12 protein-coding genes are annotated in these 14,954 nt (G+C 70.9%); 5 read left to right on the top strand and 7 right to left on the bottom strand.

The features are described 5' to 3' along the window. The first annotated feature begins 82 nt into the window (after positions 1-82). Positions 83-739 (top strand): hypothetical protein, encoded by a 657-nt coding sequence (locus tag FHS13_RS05180; RefSeq protein ID WP_184288330.1) that lies wholly within the window; start codon positions 83-85, stop codon positions 737-739. 141 nt (positions 740-880) lie between these two features. Next, entirely contained in the window at positions 881-1,072 is a 192-nt protein-coding gene (locus FHS13_RS05175; RefSeq protein ID WP_184288328.1) for a hypothetical protein, read from the top strand. Between the two features lie 71 nt (positions 1,073-1,143). Here FHS13_RS05175 and FHS13_RS05170 read toward each other — a convergent pair whose 3' ends face one another. Together FHS13_RS05170 and FHS13_RS05165 are read right to left on the bottom strand one after the other, a co-directional pair. Continuing rightward, on the bottom strand, positions 1,144-2,592 hold the full coding sequence (locus tag FHS13_RS05170) for an SPFH domain-containing protein (protein ID WP_184288326.1): 1,449 nt from the start codon (positions 2,590-2,592) through the stop codon (positions 1,144-1,146). Further along, positions 2,593-4,287: an SPFH domain-containing protein gene (locus tag FHS13_RS05165; RefSeq protein WP_184288323.1), complete on the bottom strand. Its 1,695-nt coding sequence runs from the start codon at positions 4,285-4,287 to the stop codon at positions 2,593-2,595. Positions 4,288-4,573: 286 nt separating this feature from the next. Between FHS13_RS05165 and FHS13_RS05160 the strand changes: the two genes are divergently transcribed. Continuing rightward, positions 4,574-4,879, top strand: coding sequence for a hypothetical protein (locus FHS13_RS05160; protein WP_184288320.1), 306 nt, complete (start codon positions 4,574-4,576; stop codon positions 4,877-4,879). 138 nt (positions 4,880-5,017) lie between these two features. On the opposite strand, the gene FHS13_RS05155 is transcribed toward FHS13_RS05160, so the two are convergent. Continuing rightward, positions 5,018-7,843, bottom strand: a complete 2,826-nt coding sequence (locus FHS13_RS05155) for a vitamin B12-dependent ribonucleotide reductase (RefSeq protein WP_184288317.1) — start codon at positions 7,841-7,843, stop codon at positions 5,018-5,020. Positions 7,844-7,994: 151 nt separating this feature from the next. Continuing rightward, entirely contained in the window at positions 7,995-8,477 is a 483-nt protein-coding gene (nrdR, locus tag FHS13_RS05150; RefSeq protein ID WP_184288315.1) for a transcriptional regulator NrdR, read from the bottom strand. 535 nt (positions 8,478-9,012) lie between these two features. Between nrdR and lexA the strand changes: the two genes are divergently transcribed. Both lexA and FHS13_RS05140 read left to right on the top strand, forming a co-directional pair. After that, entirely contained in the window at positions 9,013-9,705 is a 693-nt protein-coding gene (gene lexA / locus FHS13_RS05145) for a transcriptional repressor LexA (RefSeq protein ID WP_221442443.1), read from the top strand. A 157-nt stretch (positions 9,706-9,862) separates the two neighbouring features. Then, a complete protein-coding gene (locus tag FHS13_RS05140; RefSeq protein ID WP_184288309.1) occupies positions 9,863-10,927 on the top strand; it encodes an alpha/beta hydrolase family protein in 1,065 nt (354 codons plus the stop codon). A 107-nt stretch (positions 10,928-11,034) separates the two neighbouring features. Here FHS13_RS05140 and FHS13_RS05135 read toward each other — a convergent pair whose 3' ends face one another. The 3 genes from FHS13_RS05135 to leuS all read right to left on the bottom strand — a co-directional run bounded on the left by FHS13_RS05135 (position 11,035) and on the right by leuS (position 14,844). Further along, complete coding sequence (locus FHS13_RS05135; protein WP_343064910.1) at positions 11,035-11,688, bottom strand: hypothetical protein; 654 nt, start codon at positions 11,686-11,688, stop codon at positions 11,035-11,037. Then, a complete protein-coding gene (locus FHS13_RS05130; RefSeq protein ID WP_184288306.1) occupies positions 11,685-12,263 on the bottom strand; it encodes a hypothetical protein in 579 nt (192 codons plus the stop codon). The genes FHS13_RS05135 and FHS13_RS05130 overlap by 4 nt, the downstream gene beginning before the upstream one ends. Before the next feature lie 82 nt (positions 12,264-12,345). Continuing rightward, positions 12,346-14,844 (bottom strand): leucine--tRNA ligase, encoded by a 2,499-nt coding sequence (gene leuS / locus FHS13_RS05125; RefSeq protein WP_184288303.1) that lies wholly within the window; start codon positions 14,842-14,844, stop codon positions 12,346-12,348. Between the last annotated feature and the right edge of the window lie 110 nt (positions 14,845-14,954).

Below are 14,954 nucleotides of genomic sequence, written 5' to 3'. Positions count from 1 at the left end.
CTGACGCGGCCGGCCGCGGCCGTCGTGCCGCGCTCTTCCGCTCCGCGTCAGCCACAAGCAGGGATTCGGTGGGGGGAACACCATGTCCGCCGCAGGTTCCGGCGCGGGCCCCGAGGGGCCCGTGGCCAAACTGATCGAGATCGCGGAGAAGCCGACCTTCGGGCAGCGCTTGATCAGCTGGGCGTCGCGTCCACCCGGTCGCCTCTACATCCCCGCGTGCGCGGTTGTGGCCGCGGCCGTCCTGTTCGAGGACAGCGTCCCCGCCGGGCACCTGCCCACCTTCGCCTTCGCACTGGGCGGTGGCCTGCTGCTGGCGGGGATGGGCGCGCTGCGGATGGGTATCGCCCTGGCCGTGGCCCGGCCGATGATCCGCAACTACTGGCTGCGCTGGCTCTCCGCACCGCTGATCGCCGCGGCGGCCATCGGTCTGGCCGTCGCCGACGTTCCGCTCCAGGCGCGGGTGCAGGCCTCCGCGGACGACCTGGTCGCGCTGGGCGCCACCACCAACGACTCCACCTCGATCCCGCTCGGCGGCGAGCGGACGGGCCTCTACTCGCTGAACAGCGTCACGGTGGCGGAGGAGGTCGTCCACTTCGAGGTCGAGGGCGCCGGCCTGTTCTACCCGGCGGGGCTGGCCCACAGCCCCGAGGAGATCCCCGAGGGCGTCTTCGTCCCGGGCCAGGGCGCGCGGGTCTACGAGCACGTGGACGGCGACTGGTACGTGTGGGTCGAGCACTGATCCCGGGCTGCCGCCCCCTCTTCGACACGTTCCCACCTTCCTCCAACCCTTCCTTCACCTGCCGCGGGTAGACCGTGGAGTGCCTCCCCCCCCGGGAGCGGTCCCCGACCCTCCCTCCGGAAGCCCTGAGGAAGAGGACACATGCGCGAATTCGCCCTGACCCTTCACCTGCGGATCCACGACTCGGTCACCGCCCTGCGCCGCGCCCACGCCATGGGCGACGACGACCTGGCCGTCACCCAGGTGGGCGAGATCCAGGACCTGGTGGAGATCGCCGCACGCAACGGCATCGACATGGGGTCGGGGTACGCGGAACTCTCCGCCCTCGGCTGAGGATGCGCGAGGGCCCCGGGGCGGCCGACACGGCCGCCCCGGGGCCCTCACCGTTCCGGAGATCGCCCGCCTCAGCGGCGGCCCCGGCCCTCGTAGCCGTCTCCGCGCTGGAACTGCTCGCGCATCGCGTTCTCCTGGAGGGCCACGTAGCCCTCGGCCATCTCCTGCTGGCGGGCGGCCGCGGCGGCGACCGAGCCGCGCACCGGGTCCGGGGCCTCGCCCGCGGCGCCCGGGGCACGGGAGCCCGCGCCCCGCTCCAGGACCTGGGGCAGCAGCTGGGCGGTGAGCAGGGTGGACAGGGCCGAGGTGTCCCCCGTGCCCGCCTCCGTCTGCACCACCACGGGACGCGGGGCCCGCTCGGCCAGCGCGGCGCCCACGTCGAGGCGGCGGCGGGCCAGCTCGTACTCCAGCACCGCACGGTTGTCGCGGTAGGCGGTCGCCAGGCGGTGCTGGGCCTTGGCCTCGTTCTCGGCGGCCACCAGGTCGGCCCGGCCCCGTGTCTCGATCTCGTAGCGCACCCGCTGCGCCTCGGTCTCCTGCTCCTGGAGCATCTGGGCGACGTCCTTGCGGGCCTTGTTCAGGGACGCGTTGACCTCGACGATCTTGGCGTCGCGGACCTTCTTGGAGCGCTCGATGTCCATCAGCAGGGTGTCGATGCGGCGCTTGCGCGTCAGCTCCCACTCCTGCTCGTAGGCCACCAGCTCCTTGGACACCCGCTCCCGGGTGGCCAGGTGCTGCTGGTACTGGTTGGGCAGCTGCACGTCGGGGATGTTGCAGCCGGTGATGGACACGCCGTACTGCTGCTCCAGCTGCTGGTTGAGCAGCCGGCGCATGTCCTCGACGTTGGATCCGCGCAGGTCGTAGGCGGACTCGGTGCGCACCTGGCGGCTGCGCTGGCGGATGGCGTCCTGCACCGCGCTCGACAGGACGAGGTCGAAGTTGCTGGCGCCGATGGTCAGCACGAACTTCTGGGGGTCGACGATGCGGAACTTCAGGAAGAACTCGATCGACTTCAGCGGCACGTTCTCGCGGGTGGGGCAGGCCAGGACCGGCGCCGTGTAGGGGATCTCCGTGCTGGTGTCCACCACGTAGTCCACGCGCTTCCACGGATGCCACAGGTAGTGGCGGCCGGGTCCGATGACACCCGTGACCTCGCCGTACTTGCTGAGGATGCCCGTCGTGCCGTGCTCGATCTCGATGATCGAGCCGCGCCACCACCACAGCACCGCGACGACGACACCGAGGACGCCGACGAGCAGGGTGGGGACGGCCAGGAAGGGATAGACGGCCTGGAGGGGACCGCCGACGGCGGCGTTGACGGTCATCATCAGGGCCGAGGCGAGGGCGTACAGGCCGAACCACACCAGTACCGTCCACCGCAGGCCGCGGTTGTCCTTGGGAATGACGACGGGCACGAGGGCGCCCTGTTCACCTCCGCGCAGCAGGGCGGCGAGGTCGCCCCAGGAGGCGAGGGACTCCTTGATGCTGGATCCACCGCCGCTGTTCACCGGCTGGCTCATCTACTGACCTCCCTGATCGGTTCCGGGTCCCTGCGGCCACTCCGGCACGTCCTGGGTCTGCGGCTCGGCGCCCTCGTTCCCGGAGATCCCGGCCAGGCGCTCGTCGACGGCCTCGTCGGAGACGGACCGGCGGATCTCCTCCACGGAATCGCTGTCGGAGGCGCGGGGAGCCTCCGCCGTCTCGGGGCCGCCCTCCGCGAGCAGGGCCCCGATCTCCTCCTCGCGCTCGGCGATACGCGCCTTGATCTCGTCCAGCCGGGAGCGGATGGCGTCCATGTCCTCCTGGGAGAACAGGGCGGTGTCGGACTGGCCGATGATCTCCTGGGCGATGCGCAGGTAGTCGACGCTGGCGGCGTCGCCCGAGCCGATCCGCAGCACCTGCGGAAGGCTGTCGGCGACGTCGGCCAGCTTCTCCAGGAGGCTCTCGCGGAAGCGGTAGTTGAGGATCTCGGGGGCCTCGGCGGCGCTGACCGCACGGATGTCCAGGGCCTGGGCCTGGAGGAGCGCCGCGTTGGCGTTGGCCTCGGACTCGGCCTCGACGAACCGCTGGCGGGCCAGGGAGCGGGCCCGGTTGGTCTCGCGCTCCAGGGCGGTGTCCATCTGGGCCTGGTACTGGGCGATGTCGGCCTGGATCGCCGAGAGGGTCTCGTTGAGGGTGGCCAGTTCCTTGTTCAGGTCGCCCTCGTTCTGCTCCTTGCGCAGCTGGAGCTCGTACTCGAAGGTGTAGGCGTCCTTGGCCACCCGCACCATCTCGGGGGCGGCCAGGTCCATCCGGTACTCCTGGTTGGAGGGCTCGGCGTGGGTGATGTTGGCACCGGTCAGCTCGACCATGCCGCCGAACTGCCGGTTGAGCTGGTCGAGCAGGACCTGGGTGCTCTCGCCGACCAGGTCGTAGATCGCCGAGGCCTCCTGCTCGTAGATGAGGCTGCGGGTGGTCTCGCTGATGGCGTTGTTGAGCTTCTCCTGGAAGCCGTTCACCCCGCCCAGTGTGTAGACGAAGCCCTCGGCGTCGCTGATCCTGAACTGGACGAACAGGTCGACGGAGGCCTGGACGCCGCTCTTGGTGGGAGCGGAGCGGATGGGTGCGTTGAACGGGTACTCGCGCGTGGTGTTGACGATGTAGGAGACGCGCTTCCAGGGGTTGAAGAGCGTCACCAGGCCGGGCGTGCAGATCCTCTCCATCTTGCCGAAGTGGGTGACGATCGCGACGCAGCCCTGAGGCACCATGACCATGCCCTGGCGCCACCACATGAAGGCGGTGACGGCGAGGGTGATGAGCCAGTAGTGGATGCCGAAGAAGGGGTTGATCAGCGGGTTGCCGCCGGCCACCGCCTGCAGGGGCAGGACGGTCACCGCACCGATGACGCCGAGCACGATGAGCGCGATCGCGGGGAGCATGGTCACGAAGGTGCGGCCCCGGGGGATGACCATCGGGCAGACCACGTGGACGGGGCCGCCCTGCCCGCGCTCGTAGTAGCTGCGGTTGATGGCCTCGCCGGCGTTGTCGAGGGAGGTGGTCTTCTGTTCGATGCGGGTTCCGACGGAAGCGCCCTGCTCCCGTGCGGCGACGAAGTCCCGGGGATCGAGTCCACCGCCCTCGGTGGCCTGTTGCAGCGCGTCGGACACGGCCTGGCGCGGATCGCCTCCCTGGGCGACCGCGCTCGCCGCGCCGCGCACGGTCTGCGCGAACGACATGGGCAGAACTCCTTGGTGGGAGATATAGGGAAATGTGCGGAACTGAAGGGTGTGACGCCGCGTACCGCGCCGGGGTTCCGGGTGACAGATGGTCCGCGCACGTGGAAGGGGGTAGCGGACACCACCAACCTTGGCACAGCCAAGGGCCGAAACCCAGGGGGAAAGGCCCCGAACCAGGAAAAAATGTGCCCTGCGCCACAGGGAATCACGCGCGCCGGTGGGCAGGCCGACCGCGGACGGGGATAGCGTCGTCTCCACACACCGGTTCCGGTCAGGGGAGAAAACGATGCCGGCAGTTCCCAGTGCAGTCCTCACCACCGCGGGCCTCGTCGGCGGCTACTCCGTGGCCCGCGCCACCGGCAACCGCCCTCTGGGCGGCGCGGTCCTGGCCGCGTTCGGCGCCGCGGCCTTCGAGTCCTGGCGCCGCGGGCAGGGGCTGGGCACGGCGGTGGCCCTGACGGGCGTTTACGTGGCGGCCTTCGGCCTCTCCCACCCGCTGGCGAAGAAGATCGGCGCCTGGCCCTCCGTGCTGGGGGTCACGGCCGCCACCGCGGCGGTGGCGGCCGCTGTGACCGACCGCGACCGCGTCTGACCCGCTCGCGACCGCGGGCGGCACAGGCAGAGCGCGGCGGAGGCGCCGGCCGGAGATTCCGGCCCGACCCGTACGAACGAGCGGCGGCCCGGCATGTGCCGGGCCGCCGCGGTGTCTCATCCCTCAGGGGTCACACGGTCAGCTGCAGCCGCTGGTGGCGCCGCAGCCCTCGCAGGCGTAGCAGCTGCCGGACGGGCGCATCTTGGTGCCGCAGGTGACGCACAGCGGGGCGTCGGCGACGAAGCCCTGGGTGGACTCCAGCAGCTCCGTGGTGGAGTGCGCCTCGGTCGGCTCGGCGGCAGGTCCGACCGAGGGAGCCGACGGCTCCTGCGTGGCGGCCGACTGGGCGTAGGACTCCACCTGCGCGGCGACCTGGGCGGGGTCCTCGCCCGCCACCTGGGCCTCGCGCTCGGAGGCGGACAGCACACCGAGGGCGGCGCGCTCCTCGTAGGGCAGGTGGTCCAGGGCCAGGCGGCGGAAGATGTAGTCCACCACCGACTGGGCCATGCGGATGTCGGGGTCGTCGGTCATGCCGGCGGGCTCGAACCGCATGTTGGTGAACTTCTCCACGTAGGTCTCCAGCGGGACCCCGTACTGCAGGGCGATGGAGATCGCGATAGAGAAGGCGTCCATCACCCCGGCCAGGGTCGAGCCCTGCTTGCCGAGCTTCATGAACACCTCGCCCAGACCGTCGTCCGGGTAGGAGCCCGCGGTGATGTAGCCCTCGGCGCCACCCACCGAGAAGGAGGTGGTCTCGCTCGGGCGCTTCTTGGGCAGGCGGCGGCGGACCGGGCGCGGGACCTCGACGACGCGCGTCTCGGGCGCGGGGGCCTCGGCCTTCTTCTCCTCGGTCTTGGCCGTGGACAGGGGCTGTCCGACCTTGCAGTTGTCGCGGTAGACGGCGAGCGCCTTCAGGCCCAGCTTCCAGCCCTGGAAGTAGATGTGCTCGAAGTCCTCGACGGTGGCCTCCTCGGGCACGTTCACCGTCTTGGAGATCGCGCCGGACAGGAAGGGCTGCACCGCGGCCATCATGCGCACGTGGCCCATGGGCTCGATGTAGCGGCGGCCCATGGCGCAGTCGAACACCTCGTAGTGCTCCGGGCGCAGGCTCGGGGCGTCCACCACGTGGCCGTGCCGGGACACGTGGTCGACGACGGCCTCGATCTGCTCGTCCTGGTAGCCGAGGTTGCGCAGGGCGCGCGGAAGGGCCTGGTTGACGATCTGCATGGAGCCGCCGCCGACCAGCTTCTTGAACTTGACCAGCGAGAAGTCGGGCTCGATGCCGGTGGTGTCGCAGTCCATCATGAAGCCGATGGTGCCGGTGGGAGCGAGCAGGCTGGCCTGGGCGTTGCGCCAGCCGTTGCGCTCGCCGACCTTGAGGCACTCGGCCCACTCGCGGGTGGCCGCGGCGTGGATCGGCTCCTCCAGGGTGCCGACGGTGCGCAGGTCGTCGTTGGCGGCGGCGTGCTTGCGCATGACGCGCTTGTGGGCGGCCTCGTTGCGCTTGTAGCCGTCGTAGGTGCCGACGACACCGGCGAGCTCGGCGCTGCGCCGGTAGGCGGTACCGGTCATCAGCGAGGTGATGGCGGCGGCGACGGCGCGGCCGCCGTCGGAGTCGTAGGCGTGGCCGGTCGCCATCAGCAGGGCGCCCAGGTTGGCGTAGCCGATGCCGAGCTGGCGGTAGGCGCGGGTGGTCTCGCCGATCTTCTCGGTCGGGAAGTCGGCGAAGGTGATGGAGATGTCCATCGCCGTGATGACCAGCTCGGTGAGGCGGGTGAAGGACTCGACGTCGAAGGTGTCGTCCTCGCGCAGGAACTTCAGCAGGTTGATCGAGGCCAGGTTGCAGGAGGAGTCGTCCAGGGACATGTACTCGCTGCACGGGTTGCTGGCGCTGATCCTCCCGGTCTCGGGGTTGGTGTGCCAGTCCTGGATGGTGCCGTCGTACTGGATGCCCGGGTCCGCGCACTCCCAGGCGGCCTTGGCCATGCGCCGGAACAGGGACTTGGCGTCGACCTTGTCGACGGTCTCCCCGGTGGTGCGGGAGACCAGCGCGAAGTCCTCACCGCGCTCGACCGCGCCCATGAACTCGTCGGAGACGCGGACGGAGTTGTTGGCGTTCTGGTACTGGACGCTGAACATGTCGGCGCCGCCCAGGTCCACGTCGAAGCCGGCGTCGCGCAGGGCGCGGATCTTGTGCTCCTCGCGCGCCTTGGTGTCGACGAACTCCTCGATGTCGGGGTGGTCGACGTCGAGCACGACCATCTTGGCGGCCCGGCGGGTGGCACCGCCGGACTTGATGGTTCCGGCCGAGGCGTCGGCGCCGCGCATGAAGGAGACGGGGCCGGAGGCGGTGCCCCCGGAGGAGAGCAGCTCCTTGCTGGAGCGGATGCGGGAGAGGTTCACCCCCGCGCCGGAACCGCCCTTGAAGATGATCCCCTCCTCCTTGTACCAGTCGAGGATCGACTCCATGGTGTCGTCGACGGAGAGGATGAAGCACGCGCTGACCTGCTGCGCGGAGGTGGTCCCGACGTTAAACCACACCGGCGAGTTGAAGCTGAAGAGCTGGTGCGCCAGGGCGTACTTGAGCTCGTGGTCGAAGATCTCGGCGTCCTCGTCGGTGGCGAAGTAGCCGTGGGTGCGACCCGTCTCGGTGTAGACGCCGACGACCCGGTCGATCAGCTGCTTGAGGCTCCACTCGCGCTCGGGGGTGCCGAGGGCGCCCCGGAAGTACTTGCTGGTGACGATCTGGGTGGCGTTCATCGACCAGGTGGTGGGGAACTCCACGCCGCGCTGCTCGAAGTTGACCGACCCGTCGCGCCAGTTGGTCATGACGACGTCCCGGCGCTCCCACTCCAGGGAGTCGTAGGGGTGTACACCCTGGGTGGTGAAGACCCGCTTGATCTTCAGGCCCTTGCGGTTCCCCTTGCCCTTGCGTCCCGTCGGGCCGCTGGCGGTTTCCGTCATGTGCGGAGTTCTCCCCAGTACCTTGTGGGCACGGCCATGAGGCCGTGCTCGGCGTCCTTGCTTCTGGGCGGCCGGTGCCCGGCGCTGCCGCGCCGTACGGCACCTCCGCCCTGGAACAGAGGTGTCCCGTGGCCGCGTGCGGCCACCGGAGCTACCCCGTGGTCTTGAGTTCGGCCCGCGCCTCGGCCTCCCGGTCGCGGCGCAGGCTGGCGATCTCGGCCTCGAAGTCCGCGAGGCTCTCGAAACCGCGGTACACACTGGCGAAGTGCAGATAGGCGACCTCGTCGAGGTCGCGCATCGGGCCGAGGATGGCCAGGCCGATCTCGTGGGCGGGCACCTCGGCGACACCTCGGCTGCGGATCTCCTCCTCGACCTGCTGGCCGAGCTGGGCGAGGGCGTCCTCGGAGACGGGCCGGCCCTGGCAGGCGCGCCGGACCCCGGCGATGACCTTGGACCGGCTGAAGGGCTCGGTGACCCCGGAGCGCTTCGCGACCATCAGCAGGACGGTCTCCTGGGTGGTGAAGCGGCGCTCACAGGCGGGGCAGGAGCGGCGGCGGCGTATGGCCGCGCCGTCGTCGGTGGACCTGCTGTCGATCACCCTGGTGTCCGGATGGCGGCAGAACGGACAGTGCATCCCTGTTCACCTGCTTCTCTCGCCGCGTGGACGTGACCTGTGTCTCTTACCCTGATTTCGCTGAACCACAACTTCTGGGCCGATGCCCGCTCGGCAACACCAGATGTTGTGCCAACCTAGACCCCGGGGAGGCAGGACGCAACTTCGCCCCAGAGGCGTGTCACGGGCACCACGGACGGTGTCAGGGCTTTCGGACAGACCGGTAAAGGCACCGCCGACCGACCGCACCGCGGCCGGAATCGGCCGCCCGGACACGAGTTCGTCCATTCTCCGGAACACTCGGAGTGCGCACGTGTACACAGTTGAGCGAGAGCGGAAATTGCCCTCGGAACAGGAGGGGGAATTGTCCGCAATCTCGAACGCTTGTTTGATATCACCGTGCGCAACGGCTAATGTTGACCTTGATTTCATGCCGGTTTCGCCCTCCCGTGAACCCAGGTCGGCGAGGCCGCGCACCGGTGGTGGCCACACAAGCAGGCCCTGACCGAACCGAACGCCGAGGAGGCCGGCCGTGCCGGAGAAGAATCCCGTGGCACTGGATTCCGCAACCACCACTGTCCTCGCCGCTGCGGGCGGAGCGAGCGAGGGAAACCCCAAACTCACCGCGCGCCAGCAGAGCGTCCTGAACTGCATCCAGAGGCATGTGCGTGAACGCGGTTTCCCGCCCTCGATCCGGGAAATCGGCGAAGCCGTCGGCCTCTCCAGCCCTTCCAGCGTCGCCCACCAGCTCAAGGTCCTCCAGCGGAAGGGCTACCTGCACCGGGACCAGAACCGGCCGCGGGCGGTGGAGTTGCGCACACCGGGCCGCGTCAGCGGCCAGGAGGTGACCTCCGAGGACCTGGACCCCTCCCGCGCCGCCGCGGTGCCCCTGCTGGGCCGGATCGCCGCCGGCGGGCCGATCCTGGCGCAGGAGTCGGTGGAGGACGTCATGGCGCTCCCCCGCCAGCTGGTCGGCGAGGGCCGCCTGTTCATGCTCACGGTGGTCGGTGACTCCATGACCGACGCCGCGATCGCCGACGGCGACATGGTGGTGGTCCGCCAGCAGCCCGACGCCGACAACGGTGACATCGTCGCGGCACTGCTGGACGAGGAGGCGACGGTCAAGGTGCTGCGCCGCGAGGACGACGGGCACGTGTGGCTGATGCCGCGCAACGACGCCTACGAGCCCATCAACGGCGACAGCGCCACCATCCTCGGCAAGGTCGTCGCCGTGATGCGCCGTATCTGACCTCCCCCGCTCCCCCGACGCCTCCGAGGCGTGCCGGGGATCCCACGGCGGGGAACGCCGCCCGGTCGGTCTCGCACGCCCTTCCGGCGCGGCAAGGGGGCGCCTGGCCGACCGTGCGGCCCGAGATGACCCGAAGAACAGGGTCTAGTCTGTGGTCATGCCCAGAACCTCCGCCCCGCTGCGCCGTCGAGCCCTGGCCTGCGCCGCGGCCTTCGGCCTCCTGCTGCCCACCGCATGCGCCTCCGACGAGGACCGCACGGCACCGCTTCCCGGCGCCGACGGGGCCGAACGGGACATCAGCTTCACCGTGGACGGCACCGAGGTGTTCGCCACCCTCAGCCTTCCCGAGGGCGCCTCGGAGGAAGTTCCGGGCGCACTGATCGTCTCCGGCAGCGGTCCCACCGACCGCGACGGCAACAGCGAGCTGCGCCCCTCCGCCGACACCAACCTCAACCTCGCCCGGGTGCTGGCCGAGGCCGGGGTGGCCTCGCTGCGCTACGACAAGCTGGGCAGCGGGGAGACCGGTCTGGGCGGCCACGACCCCGAGGAACCCGTCGACCCGCAGGTGTTCGACGACCAGTTCGCGGCGGCCTACGAGCAGCTCCTCTCCCAGCCGGAGATCGATCCCGGGCGCACTCTGGTGGTCGGCCACAGCGAGGGGGCGCTGTATGCGCTGCGCGCCCACGAGCTGGTGCGGGACGAACCCGCGCTGGTCCTCGTCGCCCCGCCCGGCACCCGCTACCTCGACCTCGTCGACCGCCAGCTCACCGAGCAGGTCCGCTCGGCCGAGGCCGTGGGGCAGATCTCCGAGGAAGAGGCCGTGCTGGTGCTCTCGGACGCCCGTGCCGGGCGCGCGGCCCTGCGTGGAGGCCACGCCATTCCCGACGACCTCGGCGACGTCGCCGGTTCCCTGTACTCGGAGCAGAACGCCGAGTTCCTCACCCGCATGGACGCGCTGGACCCGGTGGAACTCGCCTCCGACCTGCCGCCGCGGACGCCGGTCCTGGTGCTGTGGGGCGAGGCCGACGCCCAGGTCTCGCGGGAGGAGGTCGACCGGCTGATGACCGGCCTGGCCGACGGCGAGCGTGTCGACATCCCCGAGACCGACCACGTCCTGCGCCACTACGAGGACAAGCCCGGCGCGACCGTGCTGGACTCCGAACGCCCCTTCGCTCCCGAGGTCTCCCCCGCCCTGGAGGACTTCGTCTCCCGGGCCTGGTAGGGCATGCGGCGGCCCCGCCGCAGCCTTCCCGCCCGGCCCCGGGGTCCGTGCCCGCCGGGCGAGGTCCCTCCCCGTCCGGGCGGGGCGGGTGCCGCCGCCCTCGGGAGTCAGTACGCCTGGTCCGGTGCGGGGAGGGCGGTGACGACGGAGCGGGCGTACTCCTCGGCCCTCTCGGTCGTACGGTCCTCGTCCCCGTAGCCGTAGGCGCTGTAGTCCGCCGCGGTGCCGTAGCAGGCCTCCGCGTACAGGTTGGAGACGCGGATCCCCACGCAGGCGAAGACGAATCTGTCGCGTGCCGTCCAGGCGACCGCCTCGTCGCCCAGGTCGGCGACCGGGGTGGTGTCCTGCCCGGAGACGGTGGCGTCGAAGGTGGCCTCGGCGATCGTCTCACCGCCGGGGTCGGGTGCCGCGACCACGACCAGGGTCGCGGCGGAGGGAACTTCCTCGCCGGGACCGCCGGGAATGGCCCAGCGGCACTGCCGACCGCTGCCGTAGGGGTCCTGGGGCGATCCCAGCGGCTCCTCGAACTCCAGCTCGTACCCGGGCATCAGCTCGTCGAGCACGTCGGTCTCCCCGACCGAGCACTCGGGTGCGGCGTCGTAGGCGCCGTTGTCGGGGGCATCGCGGTCCAGCACGTACCAGACGGCCCCCGCGGCCAGGAGGAGCAGCACCACCGCTCCCGCCACCAGGCCCGTGATCGCGCAGCCGCGGTTCTGCGGCTGGGCCGGAGGCACCGTTTCGGGGTCGTGGGGAAAGCTCACAGGGCCTCCCCGATCCGCTGGTCGAACGCCACCGCGGCCTCGCGGGCCCGTTCGTGGTCGACGGGCTCCCCGCCGGACACCCCGGTGTAGGAGATCCGTACGAGCAGGTTGTCGGAGGCCCGGGCCAGCTCGACGGCGCCGGGCTGCTGCCCGGCCCAGACCCGGGACCCGCCGTCGACCGTTTCGGCGCGGTCGGGAACCAGGGCGGCGTAGGCCTGCTGGACGCGCTCGGCACCGGTGACCGGCTCCTCGGCGGCCGTGTCGGTGAACAGAGCGGACACCGACACGCGCAGCACGGACCGCTCCGCGCCCTCGGACAACCCGCTCCACACGCACACCAGGGAGTCCCCTCCGTCCAGGGGCCCCTGCCGGGTACTCTCCCGGACGGCACCGGGAAGGTGCTCGGCCAGCACGTCGTCGGACACCGCGTCGCACCCGGTCGCCGCCGTGTGGACGTCGCCCGCGTGCGGCTCGCCCGGGTCGTCCTTGGCCAGCCACAGTCCGCCGCCGATGGCGGCGGCGGACAGCACCACCGCTCCCGCTCCGGTCACGGCCGCCCTTGCGAGGGGACCCACCCGGTCACCGCCTCCCTGTCGGTCGCGGCCGGGCCGGCGTGCGGCGGCGGCCGCGTCTCGCGGCCGCCGCCGCGGCACCGGGTCAGCCGACGACGATGTTCACCAGCTTCGGCGCGCGCACGATCACCTTGCGGACCTGCTTGTCGCCGATGAAGTTCTGCGCCTTCTCCGATGCCAGGGCGAGCCTCTCGAGTTCTGCCGGGTCGATGTCGGGCGCCACGGACAGCTTGTCACGAACCTTGCTCTGCACCTGCACCACGCAGGTCACGGACTCCTGGACCAGCAGGGCGGGGTCGGCCTCGGGCCAGTTGCCCACGGCGACGGTGCCGGTGCGGCCCAGCAGCTCCCAGCCCTCCTCCGCCACGTAGGGCGCGAACAGCGACAGGGCGACCGCGATGAACTCCGCGGCCTCGCGCACCGCCGGGTCGGCGGCACCGGGGCCGGAGTCGATGGCCTTGCGGGCCGCGGAGACCAGCTCCATGACGCGGGCGATGGCCACGTTGAACCGCTTGGCCTCCACCAGGGCGGTGATCTGCTCGATGGCCCGGTGGGTGGCCCGGCGCAGACCGGTGTCGCCCTGGGCGGGGTCGGTGCCGGGCCTGCTCGCCGCCCCGGCCTCGCTCATCACGCGGTAGGCGCGGTTGAGGAACTTCTGCGCGGCGGAGACGGACACGTCGGCCCAGTCGACGTCCTCCTCCGGCGGGCCGGCGAAGAGCATGGTCAGGCGGACGGCGTCCACGCCGTAGGCCTCGATCTCCTTGCCCAGGTCGACGCCGTTGCCCAGGGACTTGGACATGGCCCGGCCCTGGTTGATGACCTGGCCCTGGTTGGTGAGGCGGCGGAAGGGCTCGGTGAAGGACACCATGCCCATGTCGTGGAGCACCTTGGTGAAGAAGCGCGCGTACATCAGGTGCAGCGTCGCGTGCTCCTTGCCGCCGATGTAGTGGTCGACGGGGCCCCACTTGGCGACGGCCTCGGTGTCGAAGGGAGCGTCGTCGGTGCGGGGCGAGCAGTAGCGCAGGAAGTACCAGGACGAGTCCACGAAGGTGTCCATGGTGTCGGTGTCGCGCTGGGCGGGTCCGCCGCAGGAGGGGCAGTCGACGTTGACCCAGTCGGTGGCCGCGGCCAGCGGGGACACGCCCTTGGGGGCCAGCTCCGCGCCCTTGAGCTCGGGCAGGGTGACGGGCAGCTGCTCGTCGGGGACGGGCACCTCGCCGCAGGAGGGGCAGTGGATGATGGGGATGGGCGTGCCCCAGTAGCGCTGGCGGGACAGCAGCCAGTCGCGCAGGCGGTAGTTGACGGTGCCCCTGCCGGTGCCGCGCTCGTCCAGGACCTGGATGATGCGCTCGATGGCCTCGCTCTTGGACAGGCCGTCCAGAGGCCCGGAGTTGCGCAGGGTACCCTCTCCGACGGTGGCCACGCCGGTCTCGACCGGGTCGGGCTCGCCGGTCTCCACGACGACCTTGACCGGCAGGTCGAAGGCCAGGGCGAAGTCGAGGTCGCGCTGGTCGTGTGCGGGCACGGCCATGATGGCGCCGTGGCCGTAGTCGGCCAGGACGTAGTCGGCCGCCCAGACGGGCATGCGCTCGCCGTTGACCGGGTTGATCGCGTACCGGCCCAGGAAGACACCGGTCTTGGGGCGCTCGGTGGCCTGGCGCTCGATGTCGGAGAGCTTGGCGACGTCGGCGCGGTAGGCGTCGAAGGCCTCCCGCTGCTCGGGGGCGCACAGCTCCTCTGCCAGCTCGGCGTCGGCGGCCACGACGAAGAAGGTGGCGCCGTAGAGGGTGTCGGGGCGGGTGGTGAAAACGGTGACCGGCTCGTCGCGCCCCTCGATGGCGAAGTCGACGTCGGCACCGGTGGAGCGGCCGATCCAGTTGCGCTGCATGGCCAGGATCTCGTCGGGCCAGTTGCCGCCCTCGAGCTGGTCCATGTCGTCCAGCAGTCGCTGGGCGTAGTCGGTGATGCGGAAGTACCACTGCTCGAGGCCGCGCCGGACCACGTCGGTGCCGCAGCGCTCACAGCGGCCCTGGACGACCTGCTCGTTGGCCAGCACCGTCTGGTCCTTGGGGCACCAGTTGACCTGGCCGTCCTTGCGGTAGGCCAGCCCGCGCTCGAAGAAGCGCGTGAACAGCCACTGGTTCCACTTGTAGTACTCGGGGTCGCTGGTGTGCAGCCGGCGCGACCAGTCGACGGCGATCCCGTAGTTGCGGAACGAGGCCGCCTGGGTCTCGATGTTGGCGTAGGTCCACTCGGCGGGGTGGGAGTCGTTCTTGATCGCCGCGTTCTCGGCGGGCAGGCCGAAGGAGTCCCAGCCGATGGGGTGCAGGACGTTGTCGCCGCGCTGGAAGCGGTAGCGGCTGATGACGTCGCCGATGGCGTAGGCCTCGGCGTGGCCCATGTGGAGGTCGCCCGAGGGGTAGGCGAACATGTCCACGACGTAGGAGCGGGGGCGGTCGTCCGCGGGGTCCTCGCTGGCCTCGAACGGAAGCTCGGCGGCCCAGCGCGCCTGCCACTTGTCCTGGAGGGCGCGGGCGTCGTAGGTGTCGCCGCCCGTCGTCTGGTCGCCGTCTACCGCTGTCATCGCTGCATGCTTCCTTGCCGGTCCTCGGATGGGGTCACCCTCCTGGGTGAGCTCCCCTCAGGTTAGCGGTTGGCCGTCGCCGCCGACGACGTGTCACAGGCGGTCCCGCG

Origin of the sequence: Nocardiopsis algeriensis (assembly GCF_014203695.1) — a bacterium.
Taxonomy (GTDB): Bacteria; Actinomycetota; Actinomycetes; order Streptosporangiales; family Streptosporangiaceae; genus Nocardiopsis; species Nocardiopsis algeriensis.
Note: the sequence above shows the minus strand (reverse complement) of the source record. Positions and strands in the feature narration are given on the sequence as shown.

Coding starts and splice junctions, on each gene's coding strand:
- nrdR (WP_184288315.1), bottom strand. CDS start 8,477: ATGCACTGTCCGTTCTGCCGCCATCCGGACACCAGGGTGATCGACAGC.
- FHS13_RS05165 (WP_184288323.1), bottom strand. CDS start 4,287: ATGTCGTTCGCGCAGACCGTGCGCGGCGCGGCGAGCGCGGTCGCCCAG.
- FHS13_RS05180 (WP_184288330.1), top strand. CDS start 83: ATGTCCGCCGCAGGTTCCGGCGCGGGCCCCGAGGGGCCCGTGGCCAAA.
- FHS13_RS05160 (WP_184288320.1), top strand. CDS start 4,574: ATGCCGGCAGTTCCCAGTGCAGTCCTCACCACCGCGGGCCTCGTCGGC.
- FHS13_RS05140 (WP_184288309.1), top strand. CDS start 9,863: ATGCCCAGAACCTCCGCCCCGCTGCGCCGTCGAGCCCTGGCCTGCGCC.
- FHS13_RS05175 (WP_184288328.1), top strand. CDS start 881: ATGCGCGAATTCGCCCTGACCCTTCACCTGCGGATCCACGACTCGGTC.
- FHS13_RS05155 (WP_184288317.1), bottom strand. CDS start 7,843: ATGACGGAAACCGCCAGCGGCCCGACGGGACGCAAGGGCAAGGGGAAC.
- FHS13_RS05170 (WP_184288326.1), bottom strand. CDS start 2,592: ATGAGCCAGCCGGTGAACAGCGGCGGTGGATCCAGCATCAAGGAGTCC.
- leuS (WP_184288303.1), bottom strand. CDS start 14,844: ATGACAGCGGTAGACGGCGACCAGACGACGGGCGGCGACACCTACGAC.